Origin of the sequence: Zunongwangia pacifica (assembly GCF_023499215.1) — a bacterium.
Classification (GTDB): Bacteria; Bacteroidota; Bacteroidia; order Flavobacteriales; family Flavobacteriaceae; genus Zunongwangia; species Zunongwangia pacifica.
Genome location: NZ_JAKHSK010000054.1, coordinates 1 through 17,324, shown reverse-complemented (window position 1 = coordinate 17,324; position 17,324 = coordinate 1). Strand labels below are relative to the sequence as shown.

General features: G+C 33.1%; 18 protein-coding genes. All 18 read right to left on the bottom strand.

Annotated features, from left to right (window positions below):
* On the bottom strand, positions 1-3,538 hold a 3,538-nt coding region (locus L1967_RS20935; protein ID WP_249603452.1), incomplete at its 3' end, for a hypothetical protein.
* A gap of 11 nt (positions 3,539-3,549) precedes the next feature.
* A complete protein-coding gene (locus L1967_RS20930) occupies positions 3,550-3,903 on the bottom strand; it encodes a hypothetical protein (protein ID WP_249603451.1) in 354 nt (117 codons plus the stop codon).
* Between the two features lie 153 nt (positions 3,904-4,056).
* Positions 4,057-4,914 (bottom strand): vacuolar protein sorting family 37 protein, encoded by an 858-nt coding sequence (locus tag L1967_RS20925; RefSeq protein ID WP_249603450.1) that lies wholly within the window; start codon positions 4,912-4,914, stop codon positions 4,057-4,059.
* Between the two features lie 24 nt (positions 4,915-4,938).
* A complete protein-coding gene (locus tag L1967_RS20920; protein WP_249603449.1) occupies positions 4,939-5,700 on the bottom strand; it encodes a hypothetical protein in 762 nt (253 codons plus the stop codon).
* A 14-nt stretch (positions 5,701-5,714) separates the two neighbouring features.
* Positions 5,715-6,614 (bottom strand): hypothetical protein, encoded by a 900-nt coding sequence (locus tag L1967_RS20915; RefSeq protein ID WP_249603448.1) that lies wholly within the window; start codon positions 6,612-6,614, stop codon positions 5,715-5,717.
* A 90-nt stretch (positions 6,615-6,704) separates the two neighbouring features.
* Positions 6,705-7,598 (bottom strand): tail fiber protein, encoded by an 894-nt coding sequence (locus L1967_RS20910; RefSeq protein ID WP_249603447.1) that lies wholly within the window; start codon positions 7,596-7,598, stop codon positions 6,705-6,707.
* A 28-nt stretch (positions 7,599-7,626) separates the two neighbouring features.
* Complete coding sequence (locus L1967_RS20905; RefSeq protein ID WP_249603446.1) at positions 7,627-8,199, bottom strand: tail fiber protein; 573 nt, start codon at positions 8,197-8,199, stop codon at positions 7,627-7,629.
* A 148-nt stretch (positions 8,200-8,347) separates the two neighbouring features.
* On the bottom strand, positions 8,348-9,145 hold the full coding sequence (locus L1967_RS20900; RefSeq protein WP_249603445.1) for a hypothetical protein: 798 nt from the start codon (positions 9,143-9,145) through the stop codon (positions 8,348-8,350).
* A 106-nt stretch (positions 9,146-9,251) separates the two neighbouring features.
* Positions 9,252-10,148, bottom strand: a complete 897-nt coding sequence (locus L1967_RS20895; protein ID WP_249603444.1) for a hypothetical protein — start codon at positions 10,146-10,148, stop codon at positions 9,252-9,254.
* On the bottom strand, positions 10,145-10,816 hold the full coding sequence (locus L1967_RS20890; RefSeq protein WP_249603443.1) for a hypothetical protein: 672 nt from the start codon (positions 10,814-10,816) through the stop codon (positions 10,145-10,147). The genes L1967_RS20895 and L1967_RS20890 overlap by 4 nt, the downstream gene beginning before the upstream one ends.
* Before the next feature lie 3 nt (positions 10,817-10,819).
* Complete coding sequence (locus L1967_RS20885) at positions 10,820-11,446, bottom strand: hypothetical protein (protein WP_249603442.1); 627 nt, start codon at positions 11,444-11,446, stop codon at positions 10,820-10,822.
* A gap of 269 nt (positions 11,447-11,715) precedes the next feature.
* On the bottom strand, positions 11,716-12,648 hold the full coding sequence (locus L1967_RS20880) for a hypothetical protein (RefSeq protein ID WP_249603441.1): 933 nt from the start codon (positions 12,646-12,648) through the stop codon (positions 11,716-11,718).
* Between the two features lie 35 nt (positions 12,649-12,683).
* Entirely contained in the window at positions 12,684-13,352 is a 669-nt protein-coding gene (locus L1967_RS20875; RefSeq protein ID WP_249603440.1) for a hypothetical protein, read from the bottom strand.
* A 280-nt stretch (positions 13,353-13,632) separates the two neighbouring features.
* The gene (locus L1967_RS20870) at positions 13,633-14,484 is read right to left on the bottom strand and encodes a hypothetical protein (protein ID WP_249603439.1); all 852 of its coding nucleotides are present in this window, start codon (positions 14,482-14,484) and stop codon (positions 13,633-13,635) included.
* Positions 14,485-14,529: 45 nt separating this feature from the next.
* The gene (locus L1967_RS20865; protein ID WP_249603438.1) at positions 14,530-15,408 is read right to left on the bottom strand and encodes a hypothetical protein; all 879 of its coding nucleotides are present in this window, start codon (positions 15,406-15,408) and stop codon (positions 14,530-14,532) included.
* A 7-nt stretch (positions 15,409-15,415) separates the two neighbouring features.
* Entirely contained in the window at positions 15,416-16,045 is a 630-nt protein-coding gene (locus tag L1967_RS20860) for a tail fiber protein (RefSeq protein WP_249603437.1), read from the bottom strand.
* 56 nt (positions 16,046-16,101) lie between these two features.
* Positions 16,102-16,836 carry a hypothetical protein gene (locus L1967_RS20855; protein WP_249603436.1) on the bottom strand — a complete coding sequence of 245 codons (735 nt, stop codon included), beginning with the start codon at positions 16,834-16,836 and terminating at the stop codon, positions 16,102-16,104.
* A 56-nt stretch (positions 16,837-16,892) separates the two neighbouring features.
* Entirely contained in the window at positions 16,893-17,270 is a 378-nt protein-coding gene (locus L1967_RS20850; RefSeq protein ID WP_249603435.1) for a hypothetical protein, read from the bottom strand.
* Positions 17,271-17,324: the final 54 nt, after the last annotated feature.

Below are 17,324 nucleotides of genomic sequence, written 5' to 3'. Positions count from 1 at the left end.
CTTTGGTCATATTCTCTATCTTGGCTATGGGATACTGACCGTTGTAGCCCCATAGATAAAATATATGCGGACCATCTGACTTTGAGACTTCTATAGGATTGCCGTAGCTGTCATAGCTGTGGTATAATATAACCTCATCCATTTCAATAGATGCTTTAGAAAAGGAACTCTTTCGTAACATGGTAAAATTCTGGGTATTCGATGAATTTTCATATTCATATATTTTCGTTGATAAAAGATCCTCGTCTATGTATTCTTTCAATTTTATAAGCGTATTTAACCTGTTTTCGCTTATCAAATTGGATACCCCTCCTATAACAGCAACCTCAGGATCTCCGGAATATCGAAACTCTTTTCTTAAAAAAGAATTATTCCTTAAGCTAGTTGCAATAGATTCTGTTAAAAAAGAGTCTTCATTATATTTTGAAATTATCTCTGTAGTTACGTAATCTTCATTAGAATAATTATATTCAATACTATTAGATAGTTTTGCTACTAAACCATAGTGTAATGGAAAAAGGTACGGCTCATATGTAGTATGACTTGATCCCCAAGGGCCAAGACTGGTTTTATCTACAGCACTTTCTACAACACCCTCAGAGTCAGTTGTGGTATGCAGCGGCACATACATAAAACTTGAAAAATAATCATTAGAAAGCATACCTTTTAGGCTGGTATACTCAAAAACCTTTTCTCGTTGAATATCCCCAGATTTATCAAAAATCTTTTGATTGAGGATTTTACCATTTATATAAGAAAAATTAGACTTAAGTGGTAAACCTAAAAGAATCGTATTTTGAATACTTACATCTCCGTGTTTACTATAATACATTGCATCATCTCCACTTCCAGTTATCCCATCCCAGCTATAAGGCAATGAAAAACTTGACGTAAAGTATTGATTTTCATTATTATTGAATTGAGTCTCAACCCACCCCATAGAATCACCATTAGAGTTAATTTTCTTACTTCTTACAAAAGAATATCCAATATGAGAGCCTGCAGCCGAATTATTCCCTCCAACCTGATTATCTCCAGTTAAAACAAAAGTACTTCCTCCGTAACTATAATCTCTTGGGGTATATGATTGAAATCCTGACGCCTTTTTAAAAAAGATTAAACCATCCATTAGTTTTCCTGAAGATGTCAAACCAGAAACCCCACCGGGATAATCATATTCATATTCAGTTGCATGTAAAAATTCACCATTACCATTCTTTGAAACAATCTTAGATATTCTAGCACCACCTATTTCAAATCTTTCTAAGATCTCACTAAGATTTTCATCATTAGGATCAACTCCATAATAATAGGTGCCTACATCATAAAAATTAACCGCGGGTATGGGAGGGTAATTAGAATAGTCACCTCCAGGTGGTATATCAGCCCACCTTTTTACTATTCTAAAATCGCCAGCCGGCAGATTTATGCTTTTGGAGACATCATTCTGTGGTGCACCTATATAAGATGGGGCATCAGCATAAGTAAACAGCGTATATTCCTGGCCAGTGTTAACGTTTTCAACTACTAAAATAGGATAATTAGCCCAGTAATTTATTCCATCCCAACCAGTATAAGTTTCTATATAACCATTCACTTCCAGTAAAGAAGGCCTATTTAAAATAAAAACTTCATTCAAATCTACAGCAACCTGAGTAGTATTGTTAGATGAATTTACAGGGATTTTCTCAAAGTAATTATAATTAGGATCACTTGAATATTTTAGATATTGATAAATAAATCCATACTTTGACTCGTCCGTCATATCAGTAGTCTTCAACCTTGTACTATTTGGAAAAGTCTCAATAGTTTTAAACGGAGCTGTTGCAGATAGCACTGCGTCATTTGGTTCATATTCATAATTAACCGTTCCTTTGGTAGGTAAAACAATTTTATCTATGAGCCCCACCTTTCCGTAGTTAAAATCACTACTTCTGTTAGATCCTGCATAATTAACAAAGGATTGGCCTAAATAAGTAATATTGTTATACCCTCTAATTTCCGACGTTATAAACCTTCCTATTCTAGGCACTAAACCATCATTTTCATTTTCTTTTCCATTATAAAAACCCCAAAAATCAATACCATCTGAATCTTTCGCAGGTAAAGAATTCTCTTCATAATAATGAAAGTTATATTCTTTATCTGCTATTATGAGGTTATTTAATTTTAACCTATAAAATCGCTCTTTAATGCCCGAAGCATTAGAATCGAAGTATCCATGACCTAAATCAGCGTATAATATAGTTTGATTATTATTATTTTTAACTTCTATAGCATCTAATTTCTTAGCAGTGAGATTTGTACTATTTATACAAGAAGATTCCCCATGACAGGATTTTATTTGTTCGTTTTTGGTATATAAGATTATGCTTTCAAAATACCCTCCAGAAAGATCATCAATTGCTGAACCAGTGCATAAATCTTCTCTGCCGTCAAGATGAAAAGTAACCTGACCAAAATCACCGGTAATTGCAGTTAAATAATTATTTTCAATTACAGATGTAGAAATAGAGTAATTCATTTTGGCTGCTGCGTCAAAATATTGAGCATCTGGCCAGCTCGTTCTTGTAAAGTAATCATTACCGTTATGAGAAAACGAATACTTTGGAAAACTAAAATGTAATCCTTTCTGGTAAGAAAAATTTATTTCCCTACCTGTTGGTGAAATTACTTTATCTAAAGCCCAGGAAGTTACAATAGTTTCTTTTGATCGATTATTCTGGCTAAATACGTTAGCAAAAGCACCTGAATATGAACTTGGCGGAGTTCCCTGAGAAGCAGTATAAAAGGGGGTATTAAATGTTTTTGTACCATATACATATATATATCCGTCCTCATCAATTAATGTAAACTTTTCAGAAGAGAGATCGTAAGTAATATTAACATTATTATTATTAAAAACTTCCGTATCTATAATGTTTGAACTTCCTTTCTTCTTTAGAATAAAATTATAGGTCTTCCCTAAGGCTGTTAGATGAAATACATCTGGTTGCGTATCCATAAACCTTGATCCTCCATTAACAGATGGGTTCATGGTGAAGCTATGATGTACATTTAAAATTTCATTGTAGTCAAGGTAGGGTCTTGTGGCTCCTTCTTCAAGTTGTAATACTACAGGATTATAGATATATCCATTTGGTGGTGCATTTTGGTAATTCCCTGCAGTACGATTACTGAAATCATCGAAGCCAAAAATTTCCCTCGAAACGTTAAATTGCCCGCTTATATTCCAATTCAAACCTACCCAACCGGATTCCTGAGCTACTTTCACACCTCCAGAATCATAACTTAAAGTAATTGGAATATTTTTATTTCCAAAGGGAATTGCATAAATAGGAATATTAATATCTGCTTTCCCATTATACTCATTAACTACATTACCAATAATACCAGATAAACTAGCAACTTGTGGGTCTTTAGCAAGATTTTCATAAATAGATAAAGGATCCTCAGATTCTGGAGTAGGTTGAGCAAATATAATAGTATAAATACCGAAATACAGGTATACCTGAAAGATAAATTTGAATATTCTCATATTTTTATTTATTAATCCAAACAGAATTCTACCGGATGTTTTGTTTTTATTATAATTTTCTTATTAGTTTCAGTATCTGTAATTTCACAAGAAACCATCATTGTTGGTTCTGACTTTTCATTACAATTAAACATGTGTACGAATTTCGAATTCGTTTCATCTTCTATAAATCCCCCTTTTTGAACTTTCCATTTATAGGTATATGATCCAGAACCACCATGAGGATGAATTTTATAAATTATTTTAATAGGACTATCATGAGTAGCATATTCATGACTAATCGTACCATTAATTTTTGTGGAAATAAATTGCGCTTCAACTGGAAAGAAAGCCCAAATGACAAAAAATAAGAAAGTAAATCTCATAACGAAAGGTTTTTTAATAAAACAATAATCCATACTGATATTTTAATAACACAAAAGCCATATTTATGTTATATCATCAAAATTATTAGAAAAATACCTAAAAGATTTATTCTGATTGCACATTAAAACCTTACTAATAGTAAGGTTTTAAATTTATTTATTGATTAATTTCTCCAAGTTACTAACCTTCTCCTCTAAGCTTTCTAATTTTTTAATACGGTCGTTTTGCTGAATGATATAAAGGGTCAATTCTTCAATTTTCTGTAATAATTGAATATTCATTTTGGAAAGCTCAATTCCTTTATCCTGCATTTCTTTAGCTGAAACGATCTCAGGTAAGTGCTTATTATTTTCTAAATATTCTTTCAACTCCTCTATGCTTAATAAATTGTATTCTTCTTCAAATACATAATCCGCACCTGCATCCACGCTTACTTTAACCTCTTGCGCATGAATCCTCCCATTAACTGTAAGCGGGGCATCAGGTGAACTTGTGGCAATCCCAACCTTATTACCTAAATACACCGGATAGCGAGAACTTGAGAAACCAAGACTTTGCCCAGAAATTTGAGTTGTAGTTCCAACAATATTGTCAGAAGGCTGATAAATAGGCGTATCTAATAAATCAATTTTACCCTCAGATTTTAACGTCAGGGTTATATTCCCATCCAAATTCACCAAATAAATATCTAAAACATATTTTCCATTTATTGATCCCCCTCTAATTTTAGAAATATGATTTTGGTTATAAAATTCATTATTGATAATGGAAATATTCCCTCCCTGTGCGTGAGCCATTAAAGCGACATGGAAAGTTATGTCAGTCACTTTGTTATTATTGTGAGTGCTTTTTATATTAACTTCTGCACTCGAATAATAGGTACCCTGTGCAATTCTATACCATCCCTCACCAGTAGTTATTGTATAACTTTTAGTGTTAGCATCTTGCGCTAAGATCTCAGTACAACAAATGATACCAAAAATGATGCTGAAGAAGTAATTTAAATTCATATTTTGCATAATTCTCATCAACTATTAATTGTTATTCTCTAAAGTTTTTATTCTTTCTTTTAGGGCTTTCATTTCTTTATTTTGTTGAATTAAGTACAAGGTTAATTCTTCAATTTTCTGCAATAATTTAGCATCCATTTCCCCTAGTAAAATCCCGTTTTTTTCAACTTCTTCAGCACTTGGGATAGATTTCAGATGACCATTATCCCTTATAAATGCTTCTACTACTTCCAGACTATCTAATGAATATTTATTTTCAAAAACGAAATCTGACCAATTCTTTGTATCTACTTTTACTTCATTAGCATGAACAGTACCATTCACACTAAGTCTAGCATCTGGGTGATTTGTTCCAATCCCAATAAAATTCTTATTTACGCTAACCGTAAGAAAAGAGTTTTCTAGAAATTCTTCATTAGTAAATTCTAATTTATCTCCCCGATTTCCTCGAATAAAATAGGTCGCATTATCTTCCCATATAATACCTCCAAATTCATTATACGTTCCTTCTCCTCTTCTCCAAACATTTTTAGAAGCATCCCACTCTAAAGTAGTACTTGCAGTCATCCAAGTATCCCTAATCCAACTATTAGCTAAAGATCCCGGAACAGTTCCAAAATAAGAACTCCCCAATTTAGTTCCTCCCTTTACATGAAATTTCGCTTTAGGTACAATCCCTATTCCTATACTATCCCCGGTTATAGAATAAGAACCCTGATCGGTAAACTGAGCATATATCGAGAAACTAATTAAAGTAAATACTATGTTTATAATTGAAAATCTCATATTATTATAAGTTACTATTCTTCTTTTATGAAATTCTGCAACTGCTTTTTCAATGCTGTTATTTCTTCCTGTTGTTCCTTATTTGTTTTATTCTGTGCTATTACATATAAAGTAAGCTCCTCAATTTTCTGCAATAATTTAGCATTCATTTCTCCTAGTAGAATCCCGTTCTTTTCCACTTCTTCAGCACTTGGAATATTTTTTAAATGCCCCTTTTTCTTTATATGGTCTTCTACTTCTTCTAATGAAGGCAACATATAAGTATCATAAAAAACAAAATCTGCCCAGCCGGTCTCTACTTTTATTTCTTTAGCTCTAATTTTCCCATTAACAGCTAATTTCCAGGAATCAGAACCAGGTGTACCTATACCCAGACTTTCGGTAATATTAACCTTCCCATTTATGCTTTGATCGGAAGAAAAGTTATTATTCTGGTTCGTATAAACCAGGTTTGGAACATTTTTATCTAGCACTGTTTTATTGAAATTACCGGAATGATAAATATCATACCAGGCATAAAATTGACCATTACTTTTGAATCCCCGATATTTCAATTGTTTATAATTATCAGAAGCTAATTGAAACCCAAAAGAATAGCCATCGTTTTGACCTAGATGTAATAGCGTACCGTGCGATCCTCCAAAAGGATTATTAGGCCCTCCCCATTTTCTATATATTCCATTTCTATATAGATTATTGTCCCAATCATTATTATCTGCAGCTTTAAACAATACATCGCTAATATTTGCACCGTTCCATTCACCCAAAAAAGCAGTGGCTTTCACCTTCCCGGCAACATCTAATTTTTCAGATGGATTTGAAACTCCTATCCCCACATTATTTCCGGTATCATTAACCTGTGCATTCACAAAATTGCTGCAACATATAAGGGTGATTATCCAAATTCTCTTCATTCTAACTTTTATCATGATTTAAATTATTAGGTTCGTTTGTGTATAATTCGATTGACCAATGAGACATCGTATTCTTATAGGCTACTATTTTCATTTTGTTAGATGGTGTAGCTGTTTTTTCAGTGCTGCTATTTCTTCCTGCTGCTCCTTATTAATTTTATTTTGTTCTATCACATATAAGGTAAGCTCTTCGATTTTCTCTAGCATCTTTAAGTTCATGGATTTTACATTCCATCCTTCTTCCTCTACCTGTTTTGCTGAAGGAATATTTTCCAGATGTCCATTTTTATCTATAAACGATTCTATTTCCTCCAGCGATTTTAAATTGTAATCATCAAGGAATACATAATCTGGAACCACCGCACCGTTCAGGTCTATTTTCACTTCTTGGCTATGTATTTTTCCTCTCACCGTTAATTTACTGTCCGGAGATTTTGTACCAATCCCTACAAAACCATTTTGGGTTTTAATTATAAATACATCATTTTTATCCTGACCGGAATAGCGCATGCCTATCCCAAAATTATCGATACCAAATTGTGATTCTGAAAACCCAATATTAGCACCAATAGTTTTACCATCTTGTAACATTTTTATTAATGGATTACTGTTTTCTACACTATTATCTGAGTCGGCCTCCAAAAGCAACACAACACTGCCTTCTGCGCCCGTCCTTCTTACCTGAAAATCATAATTCCCACCTCGTTCTCCCATATTAATCGAGCCATTATTCCTAAAAACCAATCGATTATTTTGATTAGGAGCGTAAATTCCTGAAGAAAGCGTTAAGATATCTCCGCTCCCTTCCTGATTAATATATACTGCCGACGTATTACCACCACTATTTCTTGTTAAATGATGATACCCTGTATTACCAGAAAATGTTTTGTAAATCCCACTATACACTGTTTGTGCATTTAACATTTTAGCATTTCCCACTAAAAAAATAGATAGGAAAAATATCAGAGTATATTTTTGTGTCATGAGTACCGTTTTTTATAATGGTTTATAATTAGTTCTTTGATTTTAATTGATCTACCTGTTCCTGTAAGCTTAAAACATACAGCGTTAATTCTTCAATTTTTTGAAGCAAAAGAAGGTTCATTTGTTTAAGGTTCATTCCTTGATTTTCAAACTCTGAAGCACATGGGATATTAGGCAAATGTTGGTTTTCTTCAACATACTCCTGAAGTTCTTGTATGTCCATAAGATCATAGTCTTCTTTAAACACATAATCTGGAACTGAAAAACCCTCTACATCTACACGAACCTCTTTAGTATGTATATTGCCATTTACCGTTAATTTTTCATCAGGGGTAGAAATCCCAATACCTATCTTTCCATTTTGAGAAATTCGCAACCTTTCGATTCCGCTTGTCGAAAAGCCTAAAAAGCCTCCAAAGGTGTTTCCTCCTCTATAAAAAGATATAAATCCATTATTTTCATCGGAATTATATTTGAGACCAAGACGAAAAACTTCAGAATATGTAGTGCGACCAAGCGATTTAGTAAATAGTGTAAAAGCACTTTCTGAACTTGTCGCCAAAATTGCTCCATAAGAGTCCCCACCATTATTAATATGCAACGCCGCTTTTGGTGAACTTGTGCCTATCCCAACTTTTGTTGGATTGCTAACATACAGATTACCATTATCATTTTTCCAAGTTTGGGCATATCCAAAATTTATGGAAGAAATACCTATGATAAATAAAACTACGACATGTAATATCTCTTTATTCTTTATTATCTTTTAATTTATTTTCAATACTTAAAAGCTTACTTTCATGCTGTTTAATAATTTCAGATTGCTTCTGTAACATGGAATTCTGATTGATTATATAAAGTGTTAGCTCTTCAATTTTTTTAAGTAATAACTTGTTTATCTCTCCAACCAAAATTCCTTCTTTTTCGACCACAGCACTACTTGGAATTTCGGGAAGATGTCCGTTTTCCTTGATAAAAATTCCTATTTCATCAAGGGTCCTCAATTCATAATCATGTGCAAAAACATAATCAGGCCAGTTTTTCATATCAACTTTAACTTCTTTTGAATGAATAGTCCCATTTACACTTAAGCGCGAATCTGCATGAATGGTTCCAATGCCCACATATCCATTACCCATATTCGCGAATAAAAAAGAGGTTTCAAGAAATTCCTCATTCGTAAATTCTAATTTATCTCCTCGATTTTCTCTTATAAAATATGTACCACCATCATCCCAAACGATACCTCCAAAATCATTATATTTATATGATCCTCTTTGCCAAACTTTACTGTTTTCATTCCATTTTAAGTCATCTTTAGCATATAACCAGGTATCTCTTAACCATCCATTTGCAGAAGAACTTATAACCGAACCAAATAGAGAGAAACCTAATTTAGTACCTCCTCTAACTTCTAATTTAGCTCTAGGGGTTGTACCAATCCCTACACTATCCTGAGCAATTAAATAATTTCCCTGTTTATTAAATTGAGCAAATAAAAAACTGGTATTTAATACTATGAGTATAAAAAGACTAAGTTTTTTCATTTTCTATGGATTAAGGTTAAAAATATAATATCATATAAGAAGTTTTAATTTACCATTAATACCGGAAAAGAATTTTGGGTAACACTTCAACCTAAAATACAATCTTTCAATTAGCTTTGCTTATTGAATCTAAAAGTGCTCTGTAATTTTCTTTTATAAGGCTATTATCCTTTTGTAGTGCTCTTATGCTTTTTTCTTGCTGAATTGTATAGAGCATTAATTGCTCTACTTTCTCTAAGAGTTTTATATTAATTTCTTTCAGATTTATGCCACTTTCAGTCACCTGTTTTTCGGTGGGAATTCCCTCCAAATGCTTATTCGCGTCGATATAAGCCTCTACATCTAACAAATCTGGTAAACTATATTGATCTTCAAATACGAAATCAGCCCAATTCTCAGTACTAACTTTAACTTCTCTGGCTCCAATTGTACCTTCTACAGCAAGTTGGTTACCGCCCAAATCAGAAGTCCCGATTCCCATTCGTTCCTTATATGCATTAGGAAAGATGCAATCTACTACCTGACCACTCGGCAAATGACTTTTAAATCCATCTTGCGAGTGAAATTCGGGGGCTATACCATTAACCAATAAAGGTGTATAAACAAGATCATCCCAGCTTACAGGAATTCTTAAATACAGCTCTACTTTAGTTAAAACAGAGGAATTTTCTACGATTATTGCTTTGATATCACTTTTATCCAGGCGTGAAGAATAGTTCGTATTCAGCTCTAACTGTATAACCGGGGCATCACCTAAAGCTGCCTGTTGTTTCACACGAAATGAAATATCCCCTACACTTATATTTTGAACTCCTGCATTACCTCCTTGAAAACGTAAATTCACATTACTGAAATTATAACGATTAACAAGTTGTACTGTTACAATCTTTGTCCAGGTATTGATATAATTTCCCGCTGTATTTGAAGTCTTGTAAATTTCTTGAGAATAACAAAACGTACAACAGCAGCTTATAATGAAAAGTATGGCTAAATTCTTCATCAAAACTGACCTTTTATCTTTACCTGTTGAAGTTGTTGCTCAAGCTCTTTGTTCTTATTATTCAGTTCAATCACATGAAGCGTTAGCTCTTCTACTTTTTGCAACAACAATTTTAACATTACACCTACTTCTACTCCATTTTTAGAGACTTCTTCTTCTGTAGGGATATGTTCAAGATGCCCATTTTCAGCAATAAATTTTTCTACTTCTTCTAATTTTGGCAAAGAATAGCTATCCTTAAACACAAAGTCTGCCCAACCCTCGCGGTCTACTTTTACTTCTTTAGAATGAATAGTCCCATTTACATCTAATTTATTGGTAGGGTTAGACTTTCCTATCCCCACCTTTCCATTATTCAATATAAAATTAGATGTCCAAACCTGATCAATATGATGTCTATAACCAATATCAAATATTCCTGTAGTCTCATCTCCTAATTGCAATTTCAAATAAGTTTGGTCAGATATTTCATCTTCCCTAAAGAAAGAAGTTTTATCATGATTAGATCCTTTTACTTTATCCTTAATTTCAATTTCACTAAAGGTTATTATAGGCTTGGTTAACTCTAATACATCAGAAGTAGTCATTTTACTTCCATTATCTACCCATTGAGCATAACTAAAAGTATTTACGCAGGTAAAAATTATAAGTAATACATATATCTTATTCATGGTTTAATTGTTAAGGTGTATTTTATTTTGTTGTTTCAATTTCTCAATTTCATTTTGTTGTTTAATCGCATGTAAGGTTAATTCTTCTACTTTTTGCAACAACAATTTTAACATTACACCTACTTCTACTCCATTTTTCGAGACTTCTTCTTCTGTAGGGATATATTCAAGATGCCCATTTTCAGCAATAAATTTTTCTATGTCCTCTAATCTGGGCAAAGTATACTCATCCTTAAAAACAAAATCTGCCCAACCTTCAAGGTCCACTTTTATTTCTTTAGAATGAACAGTCCCATTTACGTCAAGTTTATAATTAGGATTTGATATTCCAACACCTATTTTTCCCGCTGTATTTCTAGGGTTTAATATAATATTACCCCCGCCTGGGGCTAAAACAAGATCTCTGTTACTATACGTATAAATAGTAAAATCGTCACCATTCCCAAAAAGCGTATTGGTATTATTCCACATAAGCCCCCCCCATTTAACATCCGGCTTTCCAAAAGCCATAGCCTTATAACTTTCCCAATTACCTCCTAAGGGATTCAGGTAAAATCCCCGTAACATGTCTTGACTAAAGGCGGAATGACATAAAATCATTGCATATATTGATAAAATGATCTTTTTCATTTATGGTTTCTTTTAAAGTTTTTAATTATTTTGCTATTATTCACATTAAAGGGTATTTACTCGATAATCAAGATTAAATGTCCCGATATAGGGATGCCTCGATATAAAAAAATCTTTTAAATGCCTCATACGTTTGCCCTAGAGCAGCTTACTTACTTAATAAATAAAACACTAAAAATCAACACCGTTAAAGGCCAATTTTTATTGTTTTAATTTGGACAATTGTGCTTCCAATTTTAGAATATATGTATGCTGATCGATAAATTTAATTAATGAAGCAAATTGTTGAGATCTTCAATTTTTCTAGCTAATTCATCATTACGTTTATGCTCTTTTATAAGCAGTAGAGTGAGCTCTTCTATTTTCTTTAAAAGAATTGCATTCATTTCCCCCAATTTGATTCCGCTATTTTTAATATCCTCCTTAGAAGGCACCCCTTCCAAATGATGATTCTTCTTTACAAAATTTTCAATTTGTTCAAGAGAGTTCAATGTATAGTCTTCGTAAAAAACGTAGTCTGGCCAATCCACAATCTCGACAGTGATTTCTCTGGCCCCTACAGATCCATTAACCGCTAGTTTATGATTTCCCATGGTCTCTGTTCCGATGCCCACTTTGTAATCATTGATTCTCATTACAGATCTCCCTCCATTATCTACAAAATTAAAACCTCCTTCTGGATTACCTGTTCCCATAGAATTCATAAATCGTATCATATAACTACCACTGACTTTTGAATATTGATCTATTTTTCTATCTGGCCAATTCCAATATATCTTATTACCCGAATTCCTAAGCCTTATATTACCGTCAACATCAATTTTCTCTGAAGGACTGTTAACGTTAATTCCTAAATTACCGTTTTTACTAATGCTCCAAAGCTGTTGACCAGAATTTTCAAAAACCAATTCTCCAACTGAATTTTTATAACGAAATCTGGCATCTAAAACATAATTCTTAGCAAATGCTAAAATGGCATCTTTATCTTCTTTGGCATTAATAACAATGCCTTCGCTCCTATCTGCATCACCTACTACTAATGTATTAATTGCTGTACCTGAAATCCCTAATTGCTGTGTACCAACCCCCAAATGACCCGTAGTGTAATTATTAGAAGTAGTACTCCAATTTTGAGCGAAGAAGTTTACATGAGCAATTGAAATCAAGAATAGAGTAATAATTATAGTTTTATTTTGTTCCATATTTAAAGTCATGATTTTTTATATAACACTATCTCTTAATTAATTGAGTTCTTTTCTAAAAGTTCTTCTATTCTTTCAAGCTTTTCATCTAGCTTTTTTAAACGCATAATTTCCTTATGTTGCTCAATGGTATAAAGGGTAAGCTCTTCGATTTTCTGTAGTAATTTCACATTAACTGCTCCCAAGTCTGCACCGTTTTCTTCAATATCAATAGCCGTTGGGATGCCTTCCAGATGACCGTTTTCTTTTATAAAATCTTCTACTTCATATAAATCAGGTAATTGATAATCGTCATCAAAAACAAAGTCTGCCCATCCGGTTTTTACCGTAATTTCATTGGCTAGAATTCTACCGTTTACCGCTAAATTATACCCTGAAGTTCTTCTTGTGTTTATGGCTATGGCGTTGCCAACGTATGCATTTTGGGATAACCATAGATCTTTAAACCTCCAACCTCCATTTCCTAAACTTTGAACTCCATCTGCTTTTGCCAAAAGTCCAAGTCCGCCAACGTGAATATGTTGTTTGTTTCCACTAAGATCGAATCTAAACCCTGTTCCTCCGTCACTGTTCAGAAACTTAATACTACTTCTTAAAGTTAGATTGTCAAAACTTCCTTCGTTTCCTTGGCTTTGGGCAGGCATGGTAAAAAGCACATAAAGTAGAACAGATATACATACTGTTAAATTTTCTGATATTTTCATATGTATTATATTATGAATTAATTTGGTTTTATTATTTGTAAAATAACATACAGATTTAGTTCTTCATTTTTTAAAAACTTCTTCCCTATTAATCGATTTCATTTACCTATTCATCAAAAATTATCGATCACCATTGAGAAATAAAGAGCGAGTTGCTCTAATTATATTAACAGTTATCATCTTTTATTTTCGTTTTTTGAGTTCTTCGATTTCTTTTTGCTGCTGAATGATATACAAAGTCAATTCCTCAATTTTAGACATAAAAATTTCAGATATTTCACTAAGCTTTAAGCCGTTTTTCCCAAACCTCTCCAGAAATAGGAACATTAGAGAGATGATGATCTTTTGAAATAAATCCACCTAGTTCACTTATCGGTATATGATGATAATTTTCATCGAATACATAATCGGGCCAGTTTTTCATATCCACTCTAACTTCTTTAGAATGAATTGTACCATTTACCGCTAATTTCTCATCAGGGTTTAAAGTTCCTATACCAATATTCCCAATACCTGTAATTCGCATACGTTCTTCTGGGCTACTACCGGTGACAAATAAAATATTTCGGTCTTGATTAGATCTCGACTGAATTACCAAGGTTCCTGCAGGCATTTTACCTCTGGGACCACTCCCAGAATAAATATATGCGCCATCAAGGTTTTGTATAAAATCTAAGCGCTGATCCATTCCAAAATTTAAATAACCTCCAGAGTTTTGATGAAAAAGAACACCTCCATTAACATGTAGCTTACTTGTTGGATTTCTTACACCTATACCCAATGAACCATCTGCGGTTAAAGAAAGTAAATAACCTGTTTCAGGTCTATAAAACTCTAGCTTACCATATAAGTTACTATATATAAACCTAGCTTCTAATGAATAATTCTTACCAAATGTCAGAATGGCATCTTTATCTTCTTTGGCGTTAATCACGATACCTTCACTATTATCGGCATCGCCGACAACCAAATTATTTATACTGGTACCCGATATGCCTAATTGTTGTGTGCCTACTCCTAAATGCCCAGTAGTGTAATTATTAGAAGTACTATTCCAATTTTGAGCGAAGAATTTTACATTAGAAATTGAAATAAAGAATAGGATCACAATTATAGTTTTATTTTGCTTCATATTTAAAATCATGCTATGTTATAAAAAATCTATCCCTCAATTAAGCTATTTCTTTTCAAGGAGTTTTTCTATTCTTTCAAGCCTTTCTTCTATCTTTTTTAAACGCTCAATTTCTTTATCTTGCTCAATAGTATAAATGGTAAGTTCTTCTATTTTCTTTAAAAGAGTGGTATTCATCTCTCCTAACGCTATCCCTTCAGATGCTTTTACCTCAGCCGCACTTGGCACCTCTGGCAGATGGCCATGAGATTGAATATAAGTCTCTACTTCTTTTAGACTAATTAAATTATAATTCACATCAAAAACATAATCTGGCCAGGCTGATTGTAATTGTACCTTAACTTCTTCAGCGATGGCTTTTCCTTTAACTGCAAAAGCATAGCCTGACGGGATGTTATTTGTGTTTATCCCTAATTGATTAGTACTAAAATCCCCATACAGCAAAGGAGTGGAAGTACTCGTATTGTCCAAATAAAATTTATTACTGCCCCTTTCATTACTTCCTGCTGCTGCTCCAATGAATACATTATTACTGCCTTTATTAAAATAACCTGCTTGAAAGCCTAAAAAAACATTTTTATTCCCAGAAAGATTCTGTTTACCAGCATAACGCCCAAGAAATGTATTGTAAGATCCCTCCTGATTATCCGCTCCAGCGGAAACCCCTAAAAATACATTTTCAACTCCTGTAGTCGTCGAAATACCGGAATGGCTCCCTATAAACGTATTACGATCTCCCGAAGTAAGAGACCTACCCGAAGTATATCCAATGAGTGTATTATGATCGCCGGTTGCAAATTCACCTGCTCTAACACCAAAATAGCTACTGGCATTTCCTATTTGCCCAGCTCCTGTACCATAGGAGGTTTGTGCGATTATAATATTTGATATAAAAATTATCAATAAAAGTAATTTTATTTTCATTTTCTTATTATTTAGAAAGTTGATCTTCCAGTATTTTTATTCGTTGTTCCTGTTTCAAAACATATAGTGTGATTTCTTCAATCTTCTCAAGAAGTTTTAGGTTCATTTCTTTTAAATGTAAACCTTCTTCATCCATTTGTTTCGCTGAGGGTACATTGGGCAAATGGCCATTTTTATTGATAAAATCCTGAACCTCTTGAAGTGTGAGTAGTTTATAATTAATATCAAAAACATAATCGGGAGCAACTGCACCATTCATATCAACTTTAACTTCTCGTGCATGAATATTACCTTTAACGCTTAGTTTGGAATCAGGATTGGTAGTACCAATTCCTACATTTCCATCATTAATATCATTCAAGACTAAAGCCCCTCCTTGTTTACCTCCCCTTAGGTATAAAGACCCATTTGAAGTTATATTTTCTAAAACGAAGTGACCGCTAGTTGCTGATGAGGTTCTCATCTTAAATTTAGAATCAAACAGAATCCCATTATAACCACCCAAATTGGCTAACTCTAAACGAAAAGATGGGCTAGTAGTACCAATCCCTACATTACCCGAGGAAGGAAAAGTATTTTGACTTAAAGCTAAAAAAGGGATACAAACGAAAACAAAAAAAAGAGATCTTAATAACATAGTTTATTCTTATTAAAAAAGTTTATTTACTGCTAATCCATAGTAAAATTTCTAAACTACTCTTGTTCTAAAATTTCGATACGTTTTAAAAGAGACATTAAAATCTTCTGCTGCTCGATTAATCGTCTTTCAAGTTCTTTTTCTCTAATTTCATGATGCATCAGTTGCTCTTCCTGTTCAATGGTATATAAGGTTAATTCCTCTATTTTTTGCAGGAATTTTGCGTTCATCTGACCAAGAAATACCCCATTTTCTTCTACATCATAAGCAGATGGAATATTTTTGAGGTGACCATGCTTCTTTATATATTGCTGAACTTCTTTTAGAGTAGGTAACTGATAATTCTCCTTAAACACAAAGTCAGGCCAGTCGTCTATATCTACTTTAATCTCTTTGGTATGAATATTCCCATTTACAGCAAGTTTAGAATCTGGAGAGGTGATACCTATACCAACATTTCCGTTTGGTATAACAGTAAGTCTAAGTTTTCCTGAAGTTTTAAGGCTTAACAAGTGATTACCAGTATCGATATCGTCTTTAAATTCTAAACCCCAAGAATTTGTTCCGGTCGCACTGGCCGCTCCATCACGAAAAAAATATATTCCATTGCTAGTGCGTCGGGGCATTCTATAAAAAGTATTCCCTGTTATACTAAAATCGCCTAATAAATCTAATGCTTTCTTTGGATTAGCAGTGCCAATCCCCACATTACCCGAGGAAGGAAAAGTATTTTGACTTAAAGCTAAAAAAGGGATACAAACGAAAACAAAAAAAAGAGATCTTAATAACATAGTTTATTCTTATTAAAAAAGTTTATTTACTGCTAATCCATAGTAAAATTTCTAAACTACTCTTGTTCTAAAATTTCGATACGTTTTAAAAGAGACTTTAAAGATTCCTGCTGCTCCAATAATTTTTTCTGAAGTTCTATTTCCCTACTTTCCTGATTATTAAGCAGTTCTTGCTGCTTTTTTAATTGTATCTCCTGTTCAATGGTATATAATGTTAGTTCCTCTATTTTTTGCAGGAGTTTTGCATTTATCTCACCCAGCATTAGCCCTTCTTCTTTAACTTCTTTCGCACTAGGAACCCCTTGTAAATGTCCTTCCTTCTCTATAAATTCTTGTACTTCTTTTAGGGTAGGTAGTTTATAGTAATCGAAATGATTTAAACTTTTTTTAAAAATAAAAAAGGGTTGCAGATATTTGTGTTGCGAAACATACAATTATCAAAACCAACCCTTTATGTACTCTGTACTTGACAAAGATACAATAGAATT